This is a genomic window from Phyllobacterium sp. RCAM01083 (assembly GCF_055685835.1).
In genome coordinates this window covers 223,602-250,234 of sequence record NZ_JBVFZN010000004.1, presented here as the reverse complement: position 1 = coordinate 250,234, position 26,633 = coordinate 223,602, and the positions used below count along the sequence as shown (strand labels likewise).

The following is a 26,633-nucleotide window of genomic DNA, read 5'->3' as shown; positions in this document are numbered from 1 at the left end:
GTATGGGTTGCCGGCCCGGGTTTCTAGAGGTGTTCAGCCTTCAGAACGGAGACTGCAACTTCGCTGTTGTGAATATATTCATGGGCATCCGGTTGCCCCTGAATAAGCAGGATGAACAACAGGTCGGTCAGCGTCAGTTGCGCATCTCTTGCGGTGATGGATGAAGAGCGAACGCGTTCTTCATCGGCAAAGGTGTAAAGCCGGATGTCCGCCACGCGGCTCAATGGATTGTCCTTCAACCCGGTCACGGCAATGACGGTCGCGCCGCGCTGGCTGGCAAGTTCGGCAATGCGCAACGTCTCGATACTGTCGCCCGAATAGGAGAGGGCGAACAAGACGTCATCAGCTCCAAGCGTGGATGCGTTGGCCATCTGGACATGGCTATCACTGTCGTGCAGCACATTGCGCCCAAGCTTCATCAGCTTATAGGCAAAATCCCGTGCTACCAGCGACGATGCGCCGACGCCTGCCATATGAATGCGCCGGGCCTTGCGCAGGATTTCCAAAGCGATGCCAATGTCTTTTTCATTGTTGACGGCAACCGTCTGCTGCATCGACAATTGTTTGCTGCCGATCAGTTTCTGCAGGATCACGAGATAGCTGTCGCCTATTTCGATCGTGCCGTGGATCATTCCCGCCGGAGCTGTCCATTCCTGTGCCTTGGCTTCGCTGACAGCGAGCTTCAGCTCCATATAGCCGGCGTAGCCGAGCTTCTGGCTGAACTTCACCACACTGGACTGGCTCCGGCCCGTCTCCACGGCCAGAGCAGCCGATGACAGCCGCAGCATCTGATCCGGATTGTCGATGATGAACTGCCCGATCTGGCGATCGGCAGGCGCCATGGAGTCCAACTGTGCATTGATTTTCTGCAGTATAGACATGCGTTCCTTTGCGCGTTGGCAGTTCAGGCTGCTCGCGCCAAAGCGCGGACCTATGGAATAATCGGAGCCTTCAAGCTCGCCGAAATGACATACCTACCGTCAATTCAAAGCACTGGCTACTCCTCGCAATGGCGTCAGAAGCGTTCCCGATAAAAGCACCACGCCCAAAACAATCTGACGTAGAATAATATATTCCTAAATCAATTGACACCGTGGAATGATCAATTAGTTTTTGTGCATCGCCATGATGGTTGCACCGTCTATACCGGACGCAGCCTGCGGGTGAAGAGGGTGTCGAACGAAACCCACCCTGTTTTCATGCTCCTCAGATCAGGCAGTGGTTATCATGGATAGATTACGGATCATCGGGGGAAACAGGCTGGAAGGCGCGGTGACGATTTCCGGCGCGAAAAATGCGGCACTCCCGCAAATCGCCGCTGCGCTGCTGAGTCCCTATCCGCTGGAACTGACCAATCTGCCGGCTGTCAACGATGTCGAGAACATGCTGGGCGTGGTGCAGCTCCACGGCGCGCGCATTGACCGGTCGCCGCATGCGGCAACCATCGATACAAGCGCCGTTGTGTCGAAGGAAACATCCTATGACACTGTCAGGCGAATGCGTGCGACCATACTGGTTCTTGGGCCGCTGCTCGCGCGCTTCGGGCATGCCAGGGTTTCGCTGCCGGGCGGGTGTGCAATTGGTGCCCGGCCCGTCAACATGCATGTCAGTGCACTTGCCGCGCTTGGGGCCGATATTGCCATCGAGAACGGCGTCATCGTTGCATCTGCGCAAGGTTCGCTGCGGGGAACCCGTATTGTTCTCAGCTCTCCCTCTGTGGGGGCGACCGAAACGGCCATGATGGCGGCCACGACAGCAAAAGGTGAAACGGAAATCCTCAATGCTGCACGCGAACCGGAAGTGGTTGACCTCGCTGCCTGCCTCAATGCGATGGGAGCCCGCATTGAAGGGGCCGGGACGCATCGCATCCTTGTGGAAGGCGATACGACGTGGCGCTCCGCCCGGCATGCTATCATCCCTGACCGGATAGAGGCCGGCACCTATGCAATCGCTGCGGCCATCACCGGCGGCCAGCTCGAGCTGACCCATGCCCGTCTGGAGCATCTGGCTTCCGTCGTGCAGGCGCTTGAAGCGGCAGGTGTCAGCGTCTGGCCCAGCGACCGGGGCCTGATTGTGTCTCGGGAGGGGCCGCTGAAGGCCGTGGACATCACCACGGAGCCCTATCCGGGGTTCCCCACGGATCTCCAGGCCCAGTTCATGGCATTGACGTGCCAGAGCCAGGGCGCATCGCTGCTGCGCGAAACCATATTCGAAAACCGCTTCATGCACGTCCCGGAGCTCATGCGTCTGGGGGCGAACATAACGCTGCAGGGAACCACCGCGCTGGTGCGCGGCGGGGAACCGCTGCATGGTGCGCAGGTCATGGCGACGGATTTGCGGGCTTCCGTCTCGCTCGTTCTGGCGGGGCTCGTTTGCGAAGGTGAGACGATCATCAACCGGGTGTATCACCTTGATCGCGGCTATGAGCAACTGGATCGCAAGCTTCGGCTCTGCGGCGCGGATATCGAGCGGATCAGCTCATGAGCGACGCCATGCATGAGAAGCCGTTTTTTCTTGGCGTCGATGGTGGCGGCACGGGCTGCCGCGCCCGCATTGAAGACGGCTTTGGTGCGGTCCTCGGCCAAGGGCTCTCCGGACCTGCGACAACCCGTCTTGGCGTGGACGCGGCCTGGGCTTCCGTTTCCAGTGCCTTTACCTCGGCAATAGCGGAAGCCGGTTTCACGGAGCGGGAAACCGCGCGCATACATGCCGGTATCGGTCTTGCCGGCATCGGCCGGAAGGGCGCGCTTGAGGCGCTTCGGGCTATCCCTCATCCTTTTGCCAGCATCGCTTTCACGAGCGATGGCGTTGCTGCCTGTCTGGGAGCTCACTCCGGCGCGGATGGCGCGATCGTCATTGCCGGAACGGGTTCCATCGGCCTCGGTTTTGCCGAAGGGCGCGATCTGCGGGTTGGCGGTTATGGCTTTCCAATATCTGATGAAGGCAGTGGTGCGGATCTCGGATTGAAGGCCGTTCAACTCGCGTTGCGGGCTTTCGATGGCCGCCACGAACAGAGTGCATTGCTGGGCGAAGTGATGCAGCGGTTCCAGAACGACCCTGTGGAGGTGGTTGCGTGGATGGATCGGGCGACAGCGACCGATTATGCCGTCCTTGCGCCCATGGTGATGCGCCATGCTGATCAGGGTGACATGGTTGGGCGGCGTCTGGTTCAGGGAGCGGCCGAACAGATTGACTCCATCGTCCGCGCGCTGATCGAAAAAGGTGCGCCCCGCGTTACGCTTCTTGGAGGGCTGTCGACGCCGCTGGAGCCTTGGCTGGCTCCCGACATTCGCCGCTGCCTGAAACCAGCCGACGGTGATGCGGTTTCAGGTGCGATCATTCTGGCGAGAAAATCGTGCTGAGACTTCAGATAACGACTGCCCATCATCATTGTCGGTAAGCGGCGCTCAATCACGGCCGTCCGTTTGCGGAGGGCAAGTGAACTGCCAGTTTCAGCCGAGGGATAAATGCATCTGGTTAGGAATATATAATTCCAAATTTATATTGACATAAGGAATAATAAATCATAAAAAGTTAACATAAAAAGAATGAGAACTGTTGCAGCAGGGAGCGAGCGGCCGCATTCCGGATGCGGAATAGACAATTCATGCAATGCGCGGACGACCCCGGTGAGATGCGATCTCATCGCTTTTCGCCGGTATCGCATTTTCATTAGAAGCAGTTCTCCCGAAAGTTGGCCGATGACTGAGCAAGCGTTGATATCCGAGTTGGAAAAACTGGTCTCCGAGGGCAGAAATCCGCAGACCATGCAGATCGATCTTCTGCCGACTGCCGATATTTTGCAGAAGATCAATGATGAAGACAAAGGCGTGCCATCGGCTGTCGAGAAGGTTATTCCACACATCTCTACGGCGGTTGACCGGGTCGTCACTGCGTTCCAAGCCGGGGGGAGGCTGATCTATATGGGAGCGGGAACCAGCGGCCGTTTGGGGGTTCTGGATGCTTCGGAATGTCCGCCAACCTTCGGCGTACCCGAAGGCGTGGTGGTAGGGCTGATTGCGGGCGGTCCCGAGGCGATGGTCAGGGCCATAGAAGGCGCTGAGGACGATCCGCACAAGGGGGAACAAGCGCTGCGGGACATTGGACTGACGGCACAGGATGTGGTTGTGGGTATCGCAGTCAGCGGACGCACGCCCTACGTGATCGGCGGGCTGAATTACGCCAAACAGGTGGGGGCTTCGACCATTGCCTTGTCCTGCAACCCGGATTCAATCATTGCCGGAATTGCCGATATCGCGATTTCTCCCGTTGTCGGTCCGGAGGTTCTTACCGGGTCAACCCGGTTGAAATCGGGCACAGCACAAAAGCTCATTCTCAACATGCTGACGACGGCCAGTATGATACGGATCGGTAAGAGCTATCAGAATCTCATGGTGGACGTGCACGCGAGCAACAAAAAACTCGTGGCCAGGGCGTCGCGTATTGTCATGCAGGCAACCGGTTGTACCACTGAGCAGGCGCGCCAAGCTCTCGATCAGACAAGCAATGATGTGAAGCTGGCGATATTGATGGTCAAAACGGGAATGGACGTGGAAAAAGCGCGGGTGGCGCTAAAAGATGCAGGAGGTTTTCTGCGAAAGGCGATAAATGCAAAGCCGTTGTAAGACCATGCCGGTTTAGCAGGAAGTAAAACGAATCAAGCGTCCACAAGGCCGCTCAAAATAGCTCCAGAGGGAAAAAGAAAAATGAAAAGGCGTTCAACAGCGAAACTGGTTTCTTGTCTTGCAATAGCTGCAGCCCTTGGCGTGGTGATGGTGGGTTCGCCAGCAAGTGCGGCAACGCTGCGCATGGCCTGGTCGCAGGACGCGACGGGTCTCGATCCGCACAAGCAGACCGCATTCTCTTCCATAAGGCTGCTTGAGCTCATTTATGAGCCGCTCGTGCGTCTGGATGCCAATCTGCAGATTGTTCCGGCTGTTGCCGATTCCTGGCAGTTTTCGTCCAATGGTACGGAATTGACCTTCAAACTCAACCCGAATGCAAAATTCCAGAATGGGGACCCGGTCACCTCAGCGGATGTGAAGGCGTCATTTGAGCGTATACTCAACGAGGCGACCGGTGCGGTGGCGCGGGCCAACTTCCTGTCGATTGCCAATATCGAAGCCGTTGACCCTCACACGGTAGTTTTTCATCTGTCCCAGCCGGATGTGCCGCTTCTGACGGCGATGACAAATCTGAACGCGGCGATCATTTCCGCGCGTGAAATTGAAAAAGGAGCGATCAGCACAACGCCTGTAGGCTCGGGGCCTTTCAAGCTTGAGAAGTGGGATCCGAATTCCCGCGAGATACTGGTTGCCAACAAGGCGTGGGCCGGAGGTGCAACAGGTGTCGAGGGCATCAATATCAGTGTTCTTCCCGACGAAACTGCGATCCTGGCGGCCATGCGCACCGGCCAGGTCGATTTTGCGTTGCTGAACGACCCTCTGATTGCAACACTTATTCCACGGGAAGAGCGACTGATCCTGAACCGTGCGCCTGTGCTTGCCTATCACGTGCTGCAGCTTAATCCGTCGCGCAAGCCAATGACCGAGCTTGCGGTACGGCAGGCTATTTCCTGCGCCATCGATCGGAAGGAGGTTCTCGATACGGCTTCCCTGGGAGAAGGCAAGGTGACAGGCCCGATAACGACACCATCCTTTGCAACCGATCCCAACAGCCTGTTCTGTTACAAGCGGGATGTCGAAAAGGCCAAGAAACTCATGGCCGATGCGGGATATGCGAAGGGATTCTCGGCCACGGTCATCGCGGCAACCGGCGAACCGCCAACAGCCGCCGCAGAGGCTCAGGTCATCCAATCCCAACTGGCCGAAATCGGCGTCAAACTCGATATCAAGGTCATGGAACTGAACGTCTATGTCGATACATGGCTGAAAGGCGATTTCGACATGGCTGTTGCCCTGAATGGCGGCAGTGCGGATCCCTATTCGATGTATAGCCGGTACTGGACCAAGACCGGAAACCTGCAAAAGGTTGCAAATTACATTGACGATACCCTGGACAGCCTCATGCAGAAGGGCCGCGCCGAGACCGATCCCGCAGCGCGCAAGGTCATTTTCAGTGATTTCGAAAAACATCTCGCAGAGATGTCTCCCTGGATCTGGCTCTATACCTCCTACAGCTATACGGCACAGCAAAAGAGTGTCCAGGGCTTCACTGCAACGCCCATCGGTTCGCTTTTCGGTCTCAGTAAGGTGACCGTCCAGCAATAGCTGGGCTGGGATTGCCGATCACTTCTTACCCGGAGACGTTTCTGGATGGGTTATGTTACACGGCGTCTGGTGACGTTTCCGCTGGTTTTGATCGGCGTCTCAATACTTGTATTCGTTGCAATCCGTCTCGTTCCCGGCGATGCCATCACGGCGATGCTGGGGACAGAGGCCGGGCTGTTGACGCCGCAGCAGCGCTTGGCGTTGACGGCCTATTTCGGCCTCGACCAGAATTGGCTCGTTCAATACTGGCACTGGCTGCTCGGGCTTTTCCGCGGCGATCTGGGTATCTCGGTCGTCTACGGAAAACCGGTGCTCGACGTAATATTTGATCGCTTTCCCCTGACTTTGGAATTGGCCTTTCTTTCCATGATCATCGCGCTTGCCATCGGTCTTCCGGCAGGGGTGTTCGCCGCAACCCATAATGGCAAGCCATCCGACCTGACAGTGCGCATCTTTGCCATGATTGGCCAATCAACGCCGAGCTTCGTTGTCGGCCTCCTGATTATCTACATGCTGTCCGTCGGCTTCGGCGCGCTGCCGACGATGGGAGAGTTTTCGCCCTTCTGGAAGGACCCGCTGCGTAACCTCAGCCAATTGATCTTTCCGGCCATCACGCTTGGATTGGCATTTGCCGCTTCCGTCACCCGCATATCCCGTTCGGCCATGCTCGATGTCCTGAGCGATGATTATGTGAGGACCGCACGCAGCAAGGGGGCGTCGGCGCGCAGTGTCATCTGGCGGCATGCGCTGCCGAATGCACTCATCCCGGTCGTCACTCTCAGCGGTATGGAATTCGGTTATCTGCTGGGCGGTGCCGTTCTCGTCGAGAAGATCTATGCGCTGCCGGGATTGGGGCGCGTGGTTCTCGATGCGATCTTGCAGCGGGATTATGCCCTGTTGCAGGGAAGCGTGCTGTTCATTGCCTTCAACTTCATGGTCGTCAATCTTCTGGTCGACCTCGCTTATTCGGCGCTCGATCCCCGTATTCGTTTGGGAGAACGCTGATGCGCATCCTCCGCGCGATTTTTGGACATACAAGTGGCAGAATTGGCGGGGCCATCGTCCTGCTCTACCTCGTGATCGCCTTGCTCGGCCTTATGGGTTTCACACCGCATGACCCGTTGATGCAGAACCGTCTGGACCGCCTGCACTCTCCCACCATCACCTATTGGATGGGCACCGACCTGTTCGGCCGCGATGTCACCAGCCGTCTCATGCGTGGGGTAGGGCAGTCCTTTACGGTGGCCTTCCTGTCGGTTGCCTTTGCATCGCTTGCGGGAACTGTCCTTGGCCTGGCCGCGGCATGGTTCGGCCATCGGCTGGATGGCATTATCATGCGCCTGATGGATGTGTTGCTGGCATTTCCAGCCATTCTTCTCGCCCTTTTGGTCGTGGCAATTGTCGGGCCGGGAACCTGGACCAGCGTTGTGGCGATCGGGATTGTCTACACGCCCATATTCACCCGTGTCGTGCGCGGGCCGGCGCTGTCACTGAAGGCACGCGATTTCGTTGACGCGGCGCGCACGTTCGGCAGCAGCCGCACATATATCTTGACGCGGCATCTCCTGCTCAATCTGGTGGCGCCGCTGACGGTTCAGATCACCCTGGCGCTGGCATGGGCTCTCCTGACGGAAGCGGGCCTCAGTTTCCTTGGTCTTGGCACACAGCCGCCCGCATCTTCGCTCGGTCTGATGCTGAGCGACAGCCGCAATCTGATGGAAACCGCCCCATGGCTGCTGGTCTTCCCCGGCCTTGCAATCATGGTGAGCATCCTTGGTTTCAACCTGCTCGGTGATGCGCTGCGCGATATCCTTGATCCGAGAATGCGGAGGTCAAACCCATGAGCCCGCTGCTCTCTGTCTTTGATCTGCGCGTCGGCTTCGGCCACGATCCCGAGGTTAATCAGGTTGTGCGCGGCATAAGCTTTGATCTGGCGGCGGGTGAAACGCTGGCGATCGTCGGTGAAAGCGGCTCCGGAAAATCCGTCACGGCGCTCTCGATCAATCGGCTCGTTGATTTTGGCGGAGGCCGCATCGTCTCCGGTTCCATAAAGCTGAAACGGGCCGATAACAGCATTCTGGACCTGACGGCCGCGACGGAACCGCAACTGACAAAAGTGCGCGGCGCTGAAATCGGCATGATTTTTCAGGAGCCGATGACATCGCTCAATCCCGTGCTTTCCATAGGCACGCAGATTGAAGAATCCTTTCGGCTCCATCGGGGTCTGACCGGAAAGCAGGCGCGTGCGGCTGCCAAGGACGCGCTCGATCGCGTGCGGATTCCCGACGCTCTACGGCGCTTGAACTATTATCCGAACCAGCTATCGGGCGGTATGCTCCAGCGCGTCATGATAGCAACGGCTTTGGCGTGCAACTCCCGTCTGCTGATTGCCGATGAGCCCACCACGGCATTGGACGTCACCGTGCAGGCACAGATCATGGCGCTTCTCGCAGAATTGAAGCGGGAAACCGGGATGTCGATGATTTTCATCACGCATGACATCGGCCTGGTCGCGGGAATTGCCGACAGGGTCATGGTGATGCAGAACGGGCAGGCGATGGAACAAGGGGAGTTGAACCAGATACTCGATCACCCGCAACATCCCTATACGCAACATCTCCTGCATGCCGTCCCGCATTTCGCCAGCGGGCAGGCAGCGCGTACCGACGGCAAACGCAACAGCGAGGCATCGGTCGATCCGGCTCTCAGGGTTGACGGGCTTACGGTGCGGTTTCCGGTTACGACAGGCATTTTTCGCCGTCCCGCCGGTGCGGTTCACGCGGTGGAGGGCGTGGATTTTGACCTGATGCCAGGGGAAACACTGGCGATTGTCGGTGAAAGCGGCTCGGGGAAATCGACAACGGCGCGGGCCATTCTGGGTCTGACAAAATCTACGCGCGGCACCTTTTCTGCCGTCAGGCAGGAAGCCTCCGCGCGGCAAAGCCAGCGGCCGGTGCAGATGGTTTTCCAGAACCCCTATGCTTCGCTCAATCCGCGGCTCTCCATTGCGAGCATTCTTGCGGAGCCGGTGATTGCTGCAGGCGGGCGGCTCGATGTCCAGACGCGCGAGAGAATGTCCATGCTGATCGAGCGCGTCGGCCTGCCGTCCAACAGCCTTGACCGCTATCCGCATGAATTTTCCGGCGGTCAACGCCAGCGCTTGTGCATTGCCCGGGCGCTGATGCTGAACCCTTCCGTTGTGGTTCTGGATGAAGCGGTTTCGGCATTGGATGTGTCCGTGCAGGCCAAGGTATTGGATTTGCTTGTCGACCTGCAACGGGAATTCAATCTGGCTTATCTGTTCATCTCGCATGACATGGCCGTTGTCGAGCGGATCGCCCACAGGATTGCCGTCATGTATGCCGGACAGATTGTTGAAATCGGTCGTGCTGCAGCGGTGCTGGCAAATCCGCAGCATTCCTATACGCAAAGGCTCATTGCCGCCGTTCCGACGGTTAGCCGCCGCAAGGAGCACTTTGAACTGGATACGCGGCAGGTTCCGTCCCTGGTGCGCCAGCCAGGTTTTGAACCCGCCCCGGCCGACTGGACGCATTTTGGTGCCGATCACAAGGCACGTACCGAAGCTCCATCATATTCGCAAATGGCGGGATAGATCATGAGTGCATCTGATCGTTCGGAACAGTTCGCCAATGCCGCGCTTTCCCGGTTGTTCAATCGCGCTTTTGCACCACTTGCCAATGCCGTAGCAACCGGCCGCATCCCCGGGGGCGTGTTCGGCATCGTTGATCGGGACCAGCGCCGGATCATCCAGGCGATTGGCTCAGCTCAACTCATTCCGAATATCAGGCCGATGCGGATCGACACGTGGTTCGACCTTGCATCGCTGACCAAGGTCATCTTTACGACACCGCGTATCCTTGCTTTGGCGGAAGCGGGCGTCATTGATCTCGACGCACCGCTCATCTCCGTGCTGCCGGATCTACGCCAATATGACGCAACCGCCTGGGAGCGGAAAATCACCTTTAGGCAATGTCTCGGCCATCAGACGCCCTTGCCGGCCGTTGCCCCGATATACACCTATGGCCGCGATCCGGATTTGCTGCGCAGTTTCATCCTGCAGCGTGAATGGCAGGCCGGGGAACCGGTCTATTCCGATATCAATTTCATTCTTCTGGGTTTTGTGCTGGAGCGCCTATCCAAGTGCTCCATCCGTGACATGGACCCAGGAGCAGGCTTTGCGTTCTCTGCTGCATCTGATGCTGCGGCGGCCACCGAGGACTGCACCTGGCGGCACCGGGTGCTGTCGGGCGAGGTGCATGACGACAACTGCGCTGCCTTGCAGGGAGCCGGTCATGCCGGGCTGTTCGGAACGGCCCATTCCGTTCTGGATTTCGCGCAAGGTCTGCTGGATGGAACAGGAGCGTCCGAGCATGCGATTGCGCTCATGAAGAAACCTCTGTCCGCCAAACGCACCCATGGGTGGGAGCGGCCCTATGAGGACTGGTCAGGCGGAGGATTGTGTTCTGCGAACACGATCGGTCACACGGGCTTTACAGGTACTGGCCTGTGGATTGATTTCGACAAGGGCAGGGCCTGGACACTGCTCACCAATCGCATTCATCCGACACGCCATTTCGACAGTGGAATAACGTTGCTTCGGCAGGAAGTCGGCAATCTCGTCAACGGACAGTAGGAATTCAACCATGGAACCAATGTGGGCCGTTGGCCTGATGACCGGTACTGTACTTGACGGCAACATTGACGTTGCCCTGATCAAAACAGACGGCGAACGCATAGAGGCGTTCGGCGCTTACGCGCTGACCCCCTACGACGCATCCGTTCGAAGCCTATTGGAGGAGACGTTGAACCAGGCCCGTGTCTGGAATTTCAACGGTCCCGAACCGGTGATCTTCCGGCAAGCCGAAGAGGCACTGACGCGCGCGCAATCCGCGGCAGCCCAGGACCTGGTCAACGGTGCCGGCCTGACAATGGCCGACATCGGCATCGTCGGTTTTCACGGCCAGACCGTTCTGCACCGCGCTCCCCAGGGCGGCCGTCTTGGTGCGACCCGCCAGCTCGGCGATGGCGAACTGATGAGCGCCATTCTTGGAACGAAGGTCGCCTATGATTTTCGCTCGGCTGATATGCGCTTGGGCGGGCAGGGTGCTCCTTTGTCGGCCGCGTATCATGCTGCACTGCTGCAGGCTGCCGGAGTGGGAAAGGACACCGCCATGCTGAACCTGGGCGGTGTTGCGAACATTACCTGGTGGGATGGCGATGGTGGCTTTGTCGCGTTCGATACCGGGCCTGCCAACGCGCCACTCAACGATTTCGTCAAGTCGAAAGGGCTGGGCGAAATGGATCGGGACGGCGCCCTGGCTTTGGTCGGAACGGTTGATGAAGAACGCCTCTCCAAGCTCCTGCAGCATCCTTATCTGGCAGCACCTTATCCAAAATCATTGGACCGCTTCGATTTCGGTGCGGAAATGGCCGATGGCCTCAATGCACGGGATGGGGCTGCCCTTCTGTCGGCATTTACCGCATCTGCCGTCGGGAAAGCGCTCGATCTTTTGCCGCAGCGGCCCAGCAGGCTGGTGGTTTGCGGAGGCGGCCGCCGCAATCCGGCGATCATGGCCATGCTTTCAGCGCGCGGCGACGTCGAGGTCCTGTCCGCCGAAACCTTGGGTTTGCGCGGGGACGCGGTCGAGGCGGAATGCTTTGGTTTTCTTGCGGTGCGTGTTCTCAGGAACCTGCCGATCAGTTTTCCGACGACAACAGGCGTTCGCGAGCCCACGCGCGGCGGACGCATTGCAGGCTAGTGGAACGAATTTGACATTCGCATCCCATTTGACATGACGCGCAGCATGCGAATGTCAGAATCGGACCACTAGTCAGAGCCGTTTCTGCAGGAAGATGCGGTCACGCCCCATCGGAAAATCGGGCAGGGTAGCAAAGGTCTGGTATCCCTGCTTCTGGTAGGTCTTCGCGGCTCTTGGATTGAACGTATCAATATATGCGCCATGGCATCCGCGTGCCGCGGCTTCCTGTTCTGCGGCATCCAACATTCTGCCTGCCATGTGCTGTCCGCGAAAACTCTCATCCACCCACAACCATTGAATGTAGAGCCATCCCCACGCGGTGTAGCCCGATATTCCACCGACAACCCTATCCGCTTCATCGCGCACAAAGACCGCAAGGGCCACTCTTTGGCTCGGCCCTACGTCGCCATCATTGAATGCCGTCAGCTGATCTCCCAGGAATTTGAGATCGGTTGGTGAGGGGGCTTCTGTGACTTCGAGATGGATGTTCATTCTACCGTATGGATAAGTCAGGTCAGTAAAATCAGGCTAGAATAATAAATTCCCGATTTCAATGTTTTATGGATATTTTATTCCTTTCTGCAAAGAGCGTTGATGCTGATCCCACTTTGCCCAATGCGGCCTTCAGCCGTGGTTGATCATGATATGGCGAACGGCCGTATAATCCTCCAATGCGTAGATCGACATATCCTTGCCATAGCCTGACTGCTTCACGCCGCCATGCGGCATTTCGTTGGTCAGCATGAAGTGGGTGTTGATCCAGGTGCAGCCATATTGCAGCCGCGATGCGGTTCTCATCGCCTTGGAAATATCTTTCGTCCAGACCGAAGAGGCGAGGCCGTAATCGCTGTCATTGGCCCATCTTACCGCCTCATCATCGGCACGGAAACGCGTCACGGAAACCACCGGACCGAACACCTCGCGGCGGACAATCTCGTCCTCCTGCGTCGCACCGGCAACGACGGTGGGCTGAAAGAAGAAGCCATTGGCGCTGCCCGCATGGCCGCCAGTGGTGATCTCGATGTGCTTCTGTTCCGTTGCGCGCTCGACAAAACTCGCCACACGATCGCGCTGGCGGCTGGAGATAAGTGGCCCGATCTCGTTGACCGTATCGTCGGCGTCGTTGAAGCGGATGGTGGAAACGGCCGAGGTGAGGTCAGCCACCAGTTTCTCGTAGATGCCATCCTGCGCATAGATGCGGCAGGCGGCCGTACAATCCTGGCCGGCATTGTAATAACCGAAGGTACGGATACCGTTGACCACCGCGTCAAGGTCCGCATCGTCATAGACGATGACAGGCGCCTTGCCGCCCAGTTCCAGATGAGTCCGCTTGACCGTCTTGGCGGCGGCCTGCAGCACCTTCTTGCCCGTGGCGATATCGCCGGTGATGGACACCATGCCAATCTTGGGGTGGTTGATCAGCGCGTTGCCGACCGTGTCGCCGCGGCCAAGAATGACGTTGACCACTCCTTCGGGGAGAATATCCGCCAGAAGCCGCGCCATTTTCAGCGCTGTCAGCGGTGTTTGTTCGGACGGCTTGAACACCACCGTATTGCCACCTGCAATGGCAGGCGCAAGTTTCCACGCCATCATCATCAGCGGGTAATTCCACGGCGCAATCGATCCGACAATGCCGACGGCATCGCGGCGAACCATTGAGGTGTGGCCGGGCAGATATTCGCCCGCGACGGGCGCATGCATGGAACGGATGGCTCCGGCAAAGAACCGCCAGCAATCGATGATGGCGGGAAGTTCGTCATTGCGCACGGCATTGATCGGCTTGCCGCAGTTGAGCGCTTCAAGCGTGGCGAAATCATCCGCCTGTTTTTCAATGGCATCGGCAATCCGCAGGAGATAACCGGAGCGCTCGGCAGGCGTCGTCAGCGACCACGTCGCAAAGGCCCGTTCGGCCGCGTCGACGGCTGCATCGATCTGACTGTGGGAGGCTTCGGCAAGATCAATGATTGTCGTGCCGGTCTTCGGATTGAGGATATGTTCCTCGGCCTCGGTTCCGGCGACGAATGTCGACCCGATCAGCAGTTGCGTATCCATGTGTCGTTCTCCCATAGTCTTTGCATTATTTGCCGGAACCAGCGATCTGATCGCCGTCGCGTGTAAGGTAATAGGCGGCAAGGATCGGCAGGAATGTCACCAGCACCACGACCATCGCGACCACGTTGGTGACGGGCCGCTGGCGCGGGCGGATGAGTTCCTGCAGCATCCAGATCGGCAGGGTGGATTGCTGGCCGCCGGTGAATGTGGTGACGATGACTTCGTCGAAGGACAGGGCAAAGGCGAGCATGCCGCCTGCCAGCAGCGCCGTGCTGATATTCGGCAGGATGACATACCGAAATGTCTGGAAGCCGTTGGCCCCGAGATCCATCGACGCTTCGACCAGTGAACCCGAAACACGGCGGAAGCGGGCGACCGCATTGTTATAGACAACCACGACGCAGAACGTGGCGTGACCAAGCACGATGGTCCAGATCGAGAAGGGAATGTCCGCCATGCTGAAGGCTGACCGCAGAGCAATGCCGGTGATGATGCCGGGCAGGGCAATCGGCAGGATGACCAGCAGTGAAATCGTCTCGCGCCCGAAGAACCGGGTCTGGCTGACAGCGGCGGCGCAGAGCGTGCCAAGCAGCAATGCGATGGCCGTGGCGATCGAGGCGACCCGGACCGAGAGGCTCAGCGCCTGCCACACATCCGGCCGGTTCCAGGTCACCGCGAACCATTGCAGTGTCAGGCCGGGCGGCGGGAATTGGTAACTCTTTTCTTCCGTGGTGAAGGCATAGAGGAAAATCAGCAGGATCGGCAGATGCAGGAAGAGCAGCCCGCCGGCGGCGGCAATCTTCAAGGCCAGCGGAGCCGAGGCGGAACGATCAGAGCGCATCGAAAGCTCCCATTCTGCGGGCGGCCCAGAGATAGAGCCCCATGATGACGATGGGCACGACGGTGAAAGCGGCAGCAAGCGGGATGTTGCCCGCCGTGCCCTGCTGCGCATAGACGGCCTGGCCGATGAACAGACGCGATGAGCCGATGATCTGCGGAATGATGTAGTCACCCAGCGTCAGCGAAAAGGTGAAGATCGATCCGGCAACGATGCCGGGCAGAGCCAGCGGAAACAGCACGTGGCGGAATGTCTGCTGGGGGGTGCTGCCAAGATCGGAGGAGGCCTCGATCAGATTGACCGGTACGCGTTCCAGCGACGCCTGGATCGGCAGGATCATGAAGGGCATCCAGACATAGACAAACACGATGAAGGTGCCGGTATAGCTGACCGAGAGGGAATTGCCGCCGATCACCGGAAGTGACAGCCACGCATCCAGCAGCCAGAGCAGGTTCAGCTTGGTCAAGAGCCAGGTCAGAATACCTTCCTTGGCAAGGATCAATTTCCACGCGTAAATCTTGACGAGATAGCTCGACCACAGCGGCAGCATTACCCCGAGATAGAACAGCGCCTTCCATTTTCCCCTGGCATAGCGCGCCGCATAGTAGGCGATCGGAAAGGCGATCAGTGCGGAAAACAGGGTCACGATCGCCGCCATGCACACGGTGCGGATGATGATGTCGAGATTGGTTTCGTTCAGCAGCTGCCCGTAGGTGGCAAGCGTGAACTCGTAATTCACCAGGCCCGAATAATCATCGATGGAAAAGAAGCTCTGCAACAGGAGCGCGAGCAACGAACCCAAATAGATGATGCCGAGCCACAGCAGCGGCGGAGCCAGCATCACTGCCAGGAAAACATGCGGATGTTTCCAGAAGAAATCCGATATGCGACCGGCGAGACCGGACCTTTGCGTTGATATGGCCTGTTCGCTGGTGATGGCGCTCATCACACCGCCTCCATGAGATGAAGATCGGCCGGGGCAAAACTCAATGTGACCTTGCTGCCTTCTTCCGGAACAGGACTTGCCGCCGGGCTGGTCACATGAAGTTTGGTCCCGCTGACATCGACGGTGATACGGTTCGATGCACCAAGGAAGCTGCGTGACAGAACGATGCCGGACAGCGAAAGCTGGCCGTCTTTCTTGCCGGTAAGCTCGATGGCTTCGGGACGCAGGCTGGCGAGTTGCCGGCCAGCGCCGAGCTGGGTGACAAATTCCGGTTGCAGAATATTGGACGAGCCGACGAAATCGGCGACAAACCGCGTCTTCGGCCGCTTGTAGACATCTTCCGGCGTACCAAGTTGCTGGATCCTGCCTTCGTTGAACACGGCGATGCGGTCGGCCATGGACAGGGCTTCGCCTTGATCATGGGTGACAAAGACAAAGGTGATGCCGAGCGATTTCTGCAGGGTCTTCAATTCCTCCTGCATCTGTTCACGCAGCTTGAGATCAAGCGCACCCAATGGCTCGTCCAGCAGAAGGACTTTAGGCTTGTTGACGAGGGCGCGCGCAAGCGCAACGCGCTGGCGCTGGCCGCCGGAAAGCTGACCGGGCCGCCGCGTGCCGTACCCAGGCAGCTTGACCATCGCAAGCGCATCTTCCGCAGCCTTGCGCCGTTCTTCCCGCGCCACGCCCTTGACCATTAGGCCGTAGGCGACATTGTCGAGGATACTCAGATGCGGAAACAATGCATAATCCTGAAACACCGTGTTGACGTTGCGCCGGTACGGCGGCACGCCCTCCGCCGTCTCGCCGAAAATCTCGATATGGCCGCCGGTTGGCTGTTCGAACCCCGCCATCAGGCGCAGGCAGGTGGTCTTGCCCGAGCCGGAGGGGCCAAGCATGGCAAAGAATTCCCCTTCGGCAACGGCAAGATCAACCGCATCGACGGCGCGAACCGCTCCGAAATGGCGCGATACGTTTTCAAACAGGACAGCAGCTGTCATGTCTCACTCCATGTTTCAGGCACGCTTGCCGGGCGAACCACACACCGCAGCGTGATACCGGGGATCAGCGGCCGCCAATGACACCGATGTAATCGGACACCCAGCGGTGATACGGCACGCATTCGCTCTGGCTTTCGCACTTGGCAACCGGCGTCCTCCAGAATTTGATCTTGTCAAAATCATTGTAGCCGTTGGTCGCGCAGCCTTCGTCCGTGAGGAGTTCATTGCCTTTGCAGGCTGCACCGACGGATGGGTTGGCGCCGAACCACGCGGAAACATCGCCTTGCACCTTTGCGGAAAGGCTGTGTTCCATCCACATATAGGCGCAGTTCGGATGGGTGCTTTCCGCATGCAGCATGGTCGTATCAGCCCAGCCGGTCGTGCCTTCTTCCGGGAAATTCGAAGCAACGGGTTGCTTTTCCGACTTCAGCAAATTGACCTGAAAAGGCCACGAACCGGAAGCGACAACGCCTTCATTCTTGAAGTCATCGACCTGGATCATTGCATCGTGCCAGTAACGGCCGGCGAGTTTGCGCTGCCCGCGCAACAGCTCAAGGGCTGCCTTGTACTGGTCTTCGTTCAACTCATAGGGGCTTTTGATGCCAAGTTCCGGCTTATGGAACATCAGATAGTTGGCGGCGTCGGCTATATGGATCGGACCGTCATAGGCCTGTACGCGACCCTTGTTGGATTTGCCGTCCGGCAGGGTCATTTCCTCAAAGACAACGTTCCAGCTCTTTGGCGGTTTACCTTTGAAGACCTCGGTATTGTACATCAGGACGTTCGGACCCCAGACATAGGGCACGCCATAATGGACGCCCTTGACCGTGTACCAAGGAGCATCCTGCAGGCGTTTGTCGATTGTCTTCCAGCTCGGGATAAGATCAGTGTTGATGGGTTGGACGCGTTTGCCTGCCACGAGGCGCAGCGAGGCATCACCGGAAGCGGTTACGAGATCGAAGCCGCCTTCGTTCATCAGCGCCACCATCTCGTCCGATGTGGCGGCCGTCTTGACGCTGACCTTGCAGCCGGTTTCCTTTTCGAAGCCGGTAACCCAGTCATAGGCCTTGTCGGTGTCGCCGCGCTCGATATAGCCGGCCCAGGCAACGATGGAGAGTTCGCCTTCGCCCTTGCCCAATTGCTTCAAGGCCTCCTGAGCCATGACCTGCGTGCAGAAGGCAAGCGAAAGGGTCAGCGCCGTGCAGGATTTCAAAAACTGCTTCATCTTGAGTCTCCCGATTGTGGTGCCGCCTTTGCGGCGTGTGTTCCCGGGAGAAAAAGTGCCTCTCTTTTGCCGCTTTCGCAAATTCATTAATCAGAAGGGCGCTATCGGTTTTTCCGATATCATCGCGTACGGCCGCTGCGCAGCGCTTCGGCGATGCCGACAAAGTCACGCGCCGCCTGCGGCAGGCTGGATCCCTTGCGCCAGACCATGCCCACCTGCACCACCGGGAGCGCGCCGGAAACGTCACGGCTTTCGATGCGGTCGCCTTCCAGCGACCAGGGGCGGTAGACCAGATCGGGCAATAGCGCGATGCCTGCGCCAGTCGCCACGAGGCTGCGGACCGCTTCGACGGATCGGGTACGGAAAGCGACATGCGGGCGGGCGCCCAATGCCGTCAGCAGCTTGCCGGTGTTCTCCTCGATTTCGTCGACCGTCAGCATGATCAGCGGTTCCTTGGAGATATCATTGATGGAAATGATATCGGCACTGACCAGGGGATGGCCAAGCGGCAGCCACAGCCGGTAGGGCGAGGTCTCGATGATTTCCGCCTGCAGGGCCATGCGGTCGCGCAGGTTGGAAATGACCATGACGGCGACATCCAGTTCGCCGCCGATCAGCAGGTGTTCGAGATAAGAGCCATTGTCCTCGATGGCGCTGACTTCCACTCCCGGGCACGCACGGCGATAGCGGGCGAGCAGATCGGACAGGACATAACCGGCGACAAGCGAGGTGACACCCAATTGCAGCTTGCCGGCATCGGTCGGCCTGTCCTCGGAGAAGGAGCGGCGTGCATCGGAAACGTCGGCCAGTATCTTGGTGGCATGGCGCAGGAACTGATGGCCGTTATAGGTGATGTGCAAGCCGCGCGGGTGGCGTTCGAACAGCTCGACGCCCAGATCGGTTTCAAGCTCCTTGATGGCTTCGGTGATGGACGACTGCGAAATCGACAGGTTCTGCGCGGCGCGGGTGATCGAGCCCTGTTCCGCGACGGCGACGAAATATTGCAACTGCCGGAGTGTGAATGCCATGCACGGATTAATACCGGCAAAGCAGAGCATGGCAAGCGGTCTGACGCGGGACGGCCCATCCGTGCCAGACCGCCCGTTTCTGTCAAACGAGCTTTATGATGTGTGGCAGTCGGGCGCCCGCCACCACATTGCCATCGGCCGCAAAAAGATGGGCCTTGGCCGGATCAAAAAAGGCCTCCAGCGTTTCTCCAACCGCCACCTGTCCATCGAGAACAACCGTAATCGTTTGTCCATTCGCCGCGGTCGCGTAGACCACGGTTTGACCGCCCAGGCTCTCGACCAGCACGACTTTCAACGGACCGAGGGAGGTACCGGTATTGGGGTCGATGGTGATATGTTCAGGGCGGATACCCAATGTCATGGGGATGTCCGCCCGCCCGCCCGCTGCTGATGCAGTTGCGTCAGCATCGGCCTTGATCTCCGCGGTGGAGATCTGCAGGAAGTTCATTTTCGGCGAGCCGATGAAGCCGGCGACAAACAGGTTGCGCGGATGATTGTATAGATCAAGGGGCGCACCGACCTGTTCGATCCTGCCATCGCGCAAGACAACGATCTTGTCCGCCATGGTCATCGCCTCGACCTGGTCATGCGTGACGTAGATCGTCGTGTTACCCAGTCGCTGCTGGAGTTTGGCGATCTCCACGCGCATCTGAACCCGCAGTTCCGCGTCCAGGTTTGAGAGAGGTTCGTCGAACAGGAAGATTTTCGGTTCGCGCACAATGGCGCGGCCAATGGCAACACGCTGACGCTGCCCGCCGGAGAGCTGCTTCGGCTTGCGGTTCAACAGCGGTTCAATTTGCAGAATCTCAGCGGCCCGCTGAACCCGTTTTGCTATTTCAGCCCGCGGCAGCCGCGCGGTTTCGAGACCAAAAGCAAGGTTCTTGTAGACGCTCATATGGGGGTAAAGCGCGTATGACTGAAAAACCATCGCAATTCCCCGCTCTGACGGCGTGACAGCATTCATGCGCTCGCCATCAATCAGCAGGTCCCCGTCGCTGATGGCTTCAAGACCTGCAATCATCCGCAGCAATGTCGACTTGCCGCAACCGGACGGACCGACGAAGACGGTGAATTCGCCGGGATCGATCGTCAGGTTGACGCCGTGGATGACCTGAAGATTACCGTAGCTCTTTACAACATTCTGAAGCTCAACTGCGGTTGCCATGCGGGACCTCATCAGTCTGACGGAATGCGGCGGGGACCCAGCTTTCATAGTTCGGGTGGTCGTTCGGAATTGGCAACTCCACATCCTGGTGCGTCAGTGATGAATAGTAGAATGCGGTGACCAGTTCGAGTGCCCTGCGTGAATCGGCGCTTGTCACCGGAAGCGCGCTATCATTTTCAAGCGCATCGAAGAACCGTGCCATTTGCGTCTGGAAGCGCGACGGAACATGTTTCCAGTCTTTGAGCAGGACGTCGATCTTGTCCTTCGTTGCCTGATCCCGTGGCAGGATAACCCAGGGTTTTGCGCCGGGGTTATAGGCCTCGTGGTCGCTTTCGAACGTCACGTGCTCGAAGGTGAGACGGATACGGGTGATTTCATCGGCAGAGCCCAGGGTGGCGGTGAAGCTGGCAAGCGCGCCGTTGGTCAGTTCGATCGAGGCGGTGACGCAGTCCTCCACCTCGATCTTGTTGACTCTGGTGGCGACCCGGCCAAACAGACGTTTGATATCCCCCATCAGATAATTGAACAGATCGTGCTGGTGAATGGCGTGTGTCATCAACACACCGCCGAGTTCCGTTGCCCATTTGCCGCGCCATGGCACCTCGTAGTAGTCCGGTCCGCGCGTCCAGAATGTTTCGACGGAACCGATAAAGGGTTTTCCGGCGATACCGGCGTCGATAATGGCCTTTGCCTGCTCGATCCCGTCACCAAAGCGGTACTGGAACACCGGCATCAGGCGGCCCTTGGACAATTTCTCCTGGGCGATAACCTGATCCACCTCGGATAGCGACCCGACGAGTGGCTTCTCGCAGATAACGTGCTTTCCTGCCTTCAGCGCCTTCATGACCATCGGGAAGTGCAGTTTGGGCGGCGTGCAGATATCGATGATATCCAGATCGTCCATGGCCAGCAGGTCGTCGAAATCAGCGATCCGGCGCTCGACGGCGAATTCATCCGCAAGCGCGTGCATTTTTTCCTCGTCGATGTCGCAGATGGCGAGGAGCCTGAATTTGTCGGCATTGGGGACATAGCCCTCGACAATGTGGCTTCTGCCGATACCGCATCCGACGACGGCGACTGTTCTGAGGCGTGTCATTGTTTCCACTCCGTACCGTGCTCGGCCAGGTGCTGAGCGGTCAAGGCAAGTTTCATGGCGTTGAAGCATCGTTCCTGCGGCATGGCCGTTTCGGTCCGGTTGCGCACGTCTTCGAGGAATTGCCGCCCAAAGGGCAGGTCGACGGCCGTACAGTCCAGGTGCTGGATACCATCCGCATTGACCAGGAAAAGGTGGTCTGTTCCAGGACGTCCATTGATGTCGATATATTTGCGAAGCTCGATATATCCTTCCGTGCCTAGGATGGTCAGGCGGCCGTCGCCCCAGGTGGGAAGTCCCTGCGGCGTGAACCAGTCAACGCGGACGTAGCCGGATGTGCGTTCTGTCTTCATGTGGACATCGCCGATGTCCTGCAGGCCGGGCCGACCGGCATTGGCCCGGTTGGCAACGGTGGCCGAAATGATTTCCCCGTCGATCGCATTGGAAAAGAACAGAAACTGTTCAAACTGGTGGCTGGCGATATCGCAGAGAATTCCACCGTATTGCGCTCTGTCAAAGAACCAGTCAGGCCGGTGGTTGTTGCGGATGGCGTGGGGGCCGAGACCGACGGTGTTGATAACCTCGCCAATCGCTCCTTGAGCGACTAGGCTGCCCGCCTTGACCGTGGCCGGCACCTCAAAATGCTCGGAATACAGGACGCTGTATATTCGCCCGGTGACCTTCTGGACCGCGCGAATGTCCGACAGCTGTTCAAAACTTGTCATTCCCGGCTTGTCGGACAGGACATCCTTGCCGTGCTGCATCGCGGCAATCGATATTGCAGCGCGCTCGGCGGGAATTGCGGCTGTCGTAATGATCTGGATGGACGGGTCGTCGAAAATCGCGCGCGGATCGGCAACGCGTATGGCTTCCGGAAATTTGCCGGAAAATGCGGCGGCAAGATCGTCTTCCCGTGCGTGGAAGGAGACGAGCCGTGCGCCTGCTCGTTTCAGGCACTCGACCTGGCCATAGATGTGGCTGTGATTGATGCCAATGGCTGCAAAATTCAGATGGGACATGGCTTATCGTTTCATTCCTGTGGTTGCTATGCCTTCGATCAGAAGGCGCTGGAAGAAGAGGAAAAAGGCGAAGATCGGCACAAGGGACAGAACCGACATCGCAAAGAGGCTGCCGTAGTCGGAAACGCCGGTTGAGTCCGTGAAGGTGCGAAGTCCCAGCATCACGGTGTATTGCCGCATATCGCTGAGATAGATCAGGGGGCCGACGAAATCGTCCCAGGTCCAGATGAAGGTGAAGATTGCCGCGGTCGCCAGCACCGGCGTTGAAAGCGGCAGGATAATCTTCCAGTAAATCCGCCAGGGCGAACAGCCATCCATCATGGCCGCCTCGTCCAACTCCTTCGGCAGCCCGCGGAAGAACTGCACCATCAGGAAGATGAAGAATGCGTCGGCCGCGAGAAACTTCGGGACAACCAGCGGCAGGATGGTATTCACCCAGTCGAGGTGCCGGAACAGCACATATTGCGGGATGAGCGTGACCTGATAGGGCAGCATCATCGTCATCAGCATGGGGGCGAACCAGAAGCTGCGCCCCCGGAATTCCAACCGGGCAAAGGCATAAGCCGCCATGGAGCAACTGAGCACATTGCCCGCCACCGACAAGAGCGCAATGACGAGCGAGTTCTTGAAGAAGGTCTCGAAACCGACCTTCAGTCCGTTCCATCCGCGGACATAGGCATCAAAATGACAGGATGACGGCCAGACGCTGACCGATGTGAAAATCTCCTCCTCCGGACGGCAGGAGGCCGACAGCATCCACAACAGCGGATAGAGCATCACGACGCAGGCGATGATCAGGACGATATGCGTTGCGCCCAATGCCAGATATTTTCGGGCGTTCAGTGACGCCTCTGCCGATGCAGCCGGTTGTTTTGCGATGTCAGTCATAGTGCACCCAATACTTCGCTGTGAGGAAGGCAAAGGCGGTGAAGATCGCCACGAGCGCAAGAAGAACCCAGGCAAGCGCCGAGGCATAGCCCATGCGGAAGAAGCCGAACGCTTCCTGATAGAGGTAAAGCGTATAGAACAGGGTCGAGTTGATCGGATTACCGGTGCCGCCGGAGATAATGAAGGCCGGAGTAAAGTTCTTGAATGCTTCTATGGTCTGAATGATCGCGTTGAAGAAAACCACCGGAGACAGCAGGGGCAGGGTGATCTTGATGAACTGCCGCCAGCGTCCGGCACCATCAAGGCTGGCAGCCTCATACACATCCGCTGGAATTTGCCGCAGGCCGGCGAGAAAAATGATCATCGGTGAGCCAAACTGCCAAACCGACAGGATGATGAGCGTCCAGAGCGAATAGGAGGGATTGGATATCCAGCTTGGCCCGGCGATTCCGAACAGCGCCAGAAACTTGTTGACCAGCCCGTTCCCGGCAAAGATCTGCCGCCACAGTATGGCGATTGCCACGCTGGCTCCCAAAAGCGACGGCAGGTAGAACAGGGCGCGGTAGATCGGCAGGCCTTTCATGCCGCGGTTGAGCAGCAGGGCGACAGTCAAGGCCGCGATCAGTTTCAGGGGCACGGACAGGACAACGAAGAACAGCGTGACACGCATGGACGTCATGAACTTCGGATCAGTCGTGAACATGCGGATATAATTGCTGGCGCCGACCCATTTGGGATTGGTCAATAGGTCGAAGTTTGTGAATGACAGATAGAAGGACCAGATCATCGGCCCGACCGACAAGCCGAAGAAACCGATGAACCAGGGAGCCAGGAACAGATAGCCGTAGCGTTCCCTGGAGCCAAAACCGCGTGATAGCTCTCCTGTCGCTGCCCGCCGGTTTGTGCGGGCAGCTGGATTAGAGGCGGTGATATCCATGATCAGCCCCTGCTCAGCAGATCATTGGCAAGTGCAACAAATTCAGGTCCGGCATTTTCGGGTGTCTTGGTTCCGAATGCGACTTCCTGGCTAAGGGTTCTGAGGACAGAGAGTTCGATCTCCCCGGCAGCTTTGGGCGGTGACGGAGGAATTGGCCCAAGCAGGTCGCCGAGATTGGTGACGAAGTCGAGTGCCATCCGGCTGTTTTCGTTGAGGGTTGCTGCAATGGCTTCGCGAGCGGCAGCCGAACAGGGGATGCCGCGCTCCGTACCGAGCAGCTTGGCGGCATCGGGGTCGCTGACGAAAAAGCTGATGAACTTGGCCGCTGCCGCCTTTTGCTTGGATGAACCGGCGACGGAGAACAGCATGGCGGGCTTGCGGTAGTGGCCGCCGCCCGTGGTTGCCGCGACGCGCGGATAACCGCACAGTCCGAGCTTGTCTTTGACGAGCGCCTGCAGGGCGACAAGCTGGTTGGAATTTGCAGGGAACATCGCAGCCTTGCCGGTCACAAGCATCGAGGTCTCGAGCGAGCCCGTATCGAGCGCCTGGTCTTCCGCGGTCACGCAGATTCCGGCCGCGCGCAGGTCGGTCCACAGTTTGAACCACTGAACGATATCGTCGGCATCAAATGCAAGTTTACCGTCTGTCGTGTAGAGCGCTTTGCCACGCTGCCGCAGCCAATTTTCAAGAACTGGTTCCAGTCCGGATGTATCCGCAATCGCCTTGATACCGCCGCGTATATTGGCTTTCTTGAACGCCGCGCCAATGTCGCGAAGACCGTCATAGGTGAGGGCGTTTGTCGGGACTGCAATGCCTGCTTCCTTGAAAGCATCCGTATTAATCATTGTGGCGCATGAATTGGCACCCAGGCTGATGCCATACAGTTTTCCGCCGACCGAGCCGCCCGCAAGCTGATCCTTGTCGAATTGACCGAGATTGAGTGCGTTGCCGATGAACTCGTCAAGCGGTGCAATCGCTTGACGCGCGGCGTACTCGACGATGTAGCGGTAATCCATCTGCAGCACATCCGGCGCGTTGCCGCCGGCGGTTTGCGTGGCCAGTTTTGGCCAGTAGTCGTTCCATGACAGGAACTCGCTTTGAATGCTGCCCCCCTCTCTCTTTCCGTAAAGGTCGGCGGCTGCGTTGGTGACTTGGGCTCGCGTCTGACTTCCCCAGAAAATGAGACGCAGATTGCTGCCTTCTGCAAAGGCCATCCGGCTTCCCATGGCTCCCATTGCCAGCAATGCGCTTGTCGCCTTGAGAAAATGACGCCTGTCGATTTGTCCGTTCATAGTGCCTCCCACTGAAACGAGCCGGCATCGGTCTCCTCACCGGATGACGGCATGCAACTGTAACAGTTCACCAGACTATGGAAAAATACGAAATGAGCATCGTATTATAGATAAAATCTATATCGTGAAGTAGAGTCATCGCCGTGTTGACGCCGGAAGCAAACGAACCGGCAGCCATCTGCCAGTCTTTGTAGGGGAGCAAATGTCATGGACAAGGTACTCCAGCAGTTTCTTGCTATTGCGGAAGCCGGCACCATCAGCGGGGCGGCAACCACATTGTTCGTGACCCAGCCCACGCTGACGTTCAACATGAAAAAGCTGGAAGATAGCCTTGGCGTGCCGCTGTTCGTGCGCACATCGCGCGGCATTACCCTCACCAGCTATGGCGAGACGCTGTATGAAAACACCCGCGTCATGCGCCGCCTCTACGACAATACGATCGCATCCATCGAGGAGCAGCGCGCACGCCGCGAACAGGGTCTGAATATCGGCACCGGCTATTCCTGGTGGTCACTTTTTCTCAAGGACCTCATCCTTGATTATCGCCAGAAAAATCCAAATGCGCCGATTTATGTGAGCATCGGCAATCAATTGCGCTGCATGGATCAACTGCTCTCCGGCGATACCTCACTCTTCATCGGCCATGAGGTGAAGGGCATGGCGCGGGATACGGGGACGACCTTCCTCCCGCTGACACAGGTGCACAATGGCTATTTTGTCCGGGCGGGTCATCCTTTGCTCGGCAAACCGCGAAAACTGGCCGAATTGGAGGAATATCCGGCGGTGGTGAGCAACTCTCCAGAAACAAGGCACCTGAGGCTCTTTGGCTACAATGTCAGGGAACGGGCGGACATCGCTTCCAATGCCTACAAGTTTGCGTTCGCCTCCAACTCACTGGCGGCTTGCCTTGATTACATCAAGGAGACCGATGCCGTCTTCTGTCACTCGGCAGTGATGTCGCACACGTTCAGGCAACGGGACGTCTATCCCGTCATTATCGAAGACGAGAATGTGCTTGAGCGGTTCAATGTGGGAATTTATGTCCTTCACGAGCGGATGGAGGACATGTTTGTCAGCCGGTTGATCGACGATATTAAAGTTGCAGCCGCTCGGGTGGTGCCTGCGGGTTGACGGTGCAGCGC

Annotated in this window: 24 protein-coding genes; 10 read left to right on the top strand and 14 right to left on the bottom strand. The window is 58.1% G+C overall.

Features of this window, described 5'->3' with window-relative positions; translation table 11 throughout:
* Positions 1–23: 23 nt before the first annotated feature.
* On the bottom strand, positions 24–881 hold the full coding sequence (locus ACZ25R_RS05255) for a MurR/RpiR family transcriptional regulator (RefSeq protein WP_288191445.1): 858 nt from the start codon (positions 879–881) through the stop codon (positions 24–26).
* A 346-nt stretch (positions 882–1,227) separates the two neighbouring features.
* Between ACZ25R_RS05255 and murA the strand changes: the two genes are divergently transcribed.
* From murA to ACZ25R_RS05210, 9 genes are all read left to right on the top strand, one after another.
* Positions 1,228–2,484: a UDP-N-acetylglucosamine 1-carboxyvinyltransferase gene (gene murA, locus ACZ25R_RS05250; protein WP_472460299.1), complete on the top strand. Its 1,257-nt coding sequence runs from the start codon at positions 1,228–1,230 to the stop codon at positions 2,482–2,484.
* Entirely contained in the window at positions 2,481–3,362 is an 882-nt protein-coding gene (locus ACZ25R_RS05245; protein ID WP_472460298.1) for a glucosamine kinase nucleotide-binding domain-containing protein, read from the top strand. The genes murA and ACZ25R_RS05245 overlap by 4 nt, the downstream gene beginning before the upstream one ends.
* Before the next feature lie 339 nt (positions 3,363–3,701).
* Entirely contained in the window at positions 3,702–4,625 is a 924-nt protein-coding gene (gene murQ, locus ACZ25R_RS05240) for an N-acetylmuramic acid 6-phosphate etherase (RefSeq protein WP_472460297.1), read from the top strand.
* An 81-nt stretch (positions 4,626–4,706) separates the two neighbouring features.
* A complete protein-coding gene (locus ACZ25R_RS05235) occupies positions 4,707–6,230 on the top strand; it encodes an ABC transporter substrate-binding protein (protein ID WP_472460296.1) in 1,524 nt (507 codons plus the stop codon).
* 45 nt (positions 6,231–6,275) lie between these two features.
* On the top strand, positions 6,276–7,235 hold the full coding sequence (locus ACZ25R_RS05230) for an ABC transporter permease (RefSeq protein WP_472460295.1): 960 nt from the start codon (positions 6,276–6,278) through the stop codon (positions 7,233–7,235).
* Positions 7,235–8,074 carry an ABC transporter permease gene (locus ACZ25R_RS05225; RefSeq protein WP_464663786.1) on the top strand — a complete coding sequence of 280 codons (840 nt, stop codon included), beginning with the start codon at positions 7,235–7,237 and terminating at the stop codon, positions 8,072–8,074. Before ACZ25R_RS05230 ends, ACZ25R_RS05225 begins: the two co-directional genes overlap by 1 nt.
* On the top strand, positions 8,071–9,843 hold the full coding sequence (locus ACZ25R_RS05220; RefSeq protein WP_472460294.1) for an ABC transporter ATP-binding protein: 1,773 nt from the start codon (positions 8,071–8,073) through the stop codon (positions 9,841–9,843). Before ACZ25R_RS05225 ends, ACZ25R_RS05220 begins: the two co-directional genes overlap by 4 nt.
* A 3-nt stretch (positions 9,844–9,846) precedes the next feature.
* Positions 9,847–10,884, top strand: a complete 1,038-nt coding sequence (locus ACZ25R_RS05215; RefSeq protein ID WP_472460293.1) for a serine hydrolase domain-containing protein — start codon at positions 9,847–9,849, stop codon at positions 10,882–10,884.
* Positions 10,885–10,894: 10 nt separating this feature from the next.
* The gene (locus ACZ25R_RS05210) at positions 10,895–12,010 is read left to right on the top strand and encodes an anhydro-N-acetylmuramic acid kinase (protein ID WP_472460292.1); all 1,116 of its coding nucleotides are present in this window, start codon (positions 10,895–10,897) and stop codon (positions 12,008–12,010) included.
* Positions 12,011–12,082: 72 nt separating this feature from the next.
* Here the strand turns inward: ACZ25R_RS05210 and ACZ25R_RS05205 are convergent, their stop codons facing one another.
* From ACZ25R_RS05205 to ACZ25R_RS05145, 13 genes are all read right to left on the bottom strand, one after another.
* Entirely contained in the window at positions 12,083–12,502 is a 420-nt protein-coding gene (locus ACZ25R_RS05205) for a GNAT family N-acetyltransferase (RefSeq protein WP_472460291.1), read from the bottom strand.
* A gap of 132 nt (positions 12,503–12,634) precedes the next feature.
* The gene (locus tag ACZ25R_RS05200) at positions 12,635–14,062 is read right to left on the bottom strand and encodes a gamma-aminobutyraldehyde dehydrogenase (RefSeq protein ID WP_472460290.1); all 1,428 of its coding nucleotides are present in this window, start codon (positions 14,060–14,062) and stop codon (positions 12,635–12,637) included.
* 25 nt (positions 14,063–14,087) lie between these two features.
* The gene (locus ACZ25R_RS05195) at positions 14,088–14,903 is read right to left on the bottom strand and encodes an ABC transporter permease (protein ID WP_464663796.1); all 816 of its coding nucleotides are present in this window, start codon (positions 14,901–14,903) and stop codon (positions 14,088–14,090) included.
* A complete protein-coding gene (locus tag ACZ25R_RS05190) occupies positions 14,893–15,846 on the bottom strand; it encodes an ABC transporter permease (protein WP_472460289.1) in 954 nt (317 codons plus the stop codon). Before ACZ25R_RS05190 ends, ACZ25R_RS05195 begins: the two co-directional genes overlap by 11 nt.
* The gene (locus ACZ25R_RS05185) at positions 15,846–16,844 is read right to left on the bottom strand and encodes an ABC transporter ATP-binding protein (protein WP_223614297.1); all 999 of its coding nucleotides are present in this window, start codon (positions 16,842–16,844) and stop codon (positions 15,846–15,848) included. Before ACZ25R_RS05185 ends, ACZ25R_RS05190 begins: the two co-directional genes overlap by 1 nt.
* 64 nt (positions 16,845–16,908) lie before the next feature.
* Positions 16,909–18,069 carry an ABC transporter substrate-binding protein gene (locus ACZ25R_RS05180; protein ID WP_464663800.1) on the bottom strand — a complete coding sequence of 387 codons (1,161 nt, stop codon included), beginning with the start codon at positions 18,067–18,069 and terminating at the stop codon, positions 16,909–16,911.
* A gap of 119 nt (positions 18,070–18,188) precedes the next feature.
* Positions 18,189–19,097, bottom strand: coding sequence for a LysR family transcriptional regulator (locus ACZ25R_RS05175; protein ID WP_472460288.1), 909 nt, complete (start codon positions 19,095–19,097; stop codon positions 18,189–18,191).
* Positions 19,098–19,179: 82 nt separating this feature from the next.
* Positions 19,180–20,262 carry an ABC transporter ATP-binding protein gene (locus ACZ25R_RS05170; RefSeq protein ID WP_464663803.1) on the bottom strand — a complete coding sequence of 361 codons (1,083 nt, stop codon included), beginning with the start codon at positions 20,260–20,262 and terminating at the stop codon, positions 19,180–19,182.
* The gene (locus tag ACZ25R_RS05165) at positions 20,246–21,358 is read right to left on the bottom strand and encodes a Gfo/Idh/MocA family protein (protein WP_472460287.1); all 1,113 of its coding nucleotides are present in this window, start codon (positions 21,356–21,358) and stop codon (positions 20,246–20,248) included. Before ACZ25R_RS05165 ends, ACZ25R_RS05170 begins: the two co-directional genes overlap by 17 nt.
* A complete protein-coding gene (locus ACZ25R_RS05160; RefSeq protein WP_472460286.1) occupies positions 21,355–22,374 on the bottom strand; it encodes a Gfo/Idh/MocA family protein in 1,020 nt (339 codons plus the stop codon). The genes ACZ25R_RS05165 and ACZ25R_RS05160 overlap by 4 nt, the downstream gene beginning before the upstream one ends.
* A 3-nt stretch (positions 22,375–22,377) precedes the next feature.
* Entirely contained in the window at positions 22,378–23,151 is a 774-nt protein-coding gene (locus ACZ25R_RS05155; RefSeq protein WP_472460522.1) for a carbohydrate ABC transporter permease, read from the bottom strand.
* Positions 23,152–23,254: 103 nt separating this feature from the next.
* On the bottom strand, positions 23,255–24,199 hold the full coding sequence (locus tag ACZ25R_RS05150) for a carbohydrate ABC transporter permease (RefSeq protein ID WP_472460285.1): 945 nt from the start codon (positions 24,197–24,199) through the stop codon (positions 23,255–23,257).
* A gap of 2 nt (positions 24,200–24,201) precedes the next feature.
* On the bottom strand, positions 24,202–25,491 hold the full coding sequence (locus ACZ25R_RS05145; protein ID WP_472460284.1) for an ABC transporter substrate-binding protein: 1,290 nt from the start codon (positions 25,489–25,491) through the stop codon (positions 24,202–24,204).
* Between the two features lie 207 nt (positions 25,492–25,698).
* On the opposite strand from ACZ25R_RS05145, the gene ACZ25R_RS05140 reads away from it, so the two are divergent.
* Positions 25,699–26,622: a LysR family transcriptional regulator gene (locus ACZ25R_RS05140; protein ID WP_472460283.1), complete on the top strand. Its 924-nt coding sequence runs from the start codon at positions 25,699–25,701 to the stop codon at positions 26,620–26,622.
* Positions 26,623–26,633: the final 11 nt, after the last annotated feature.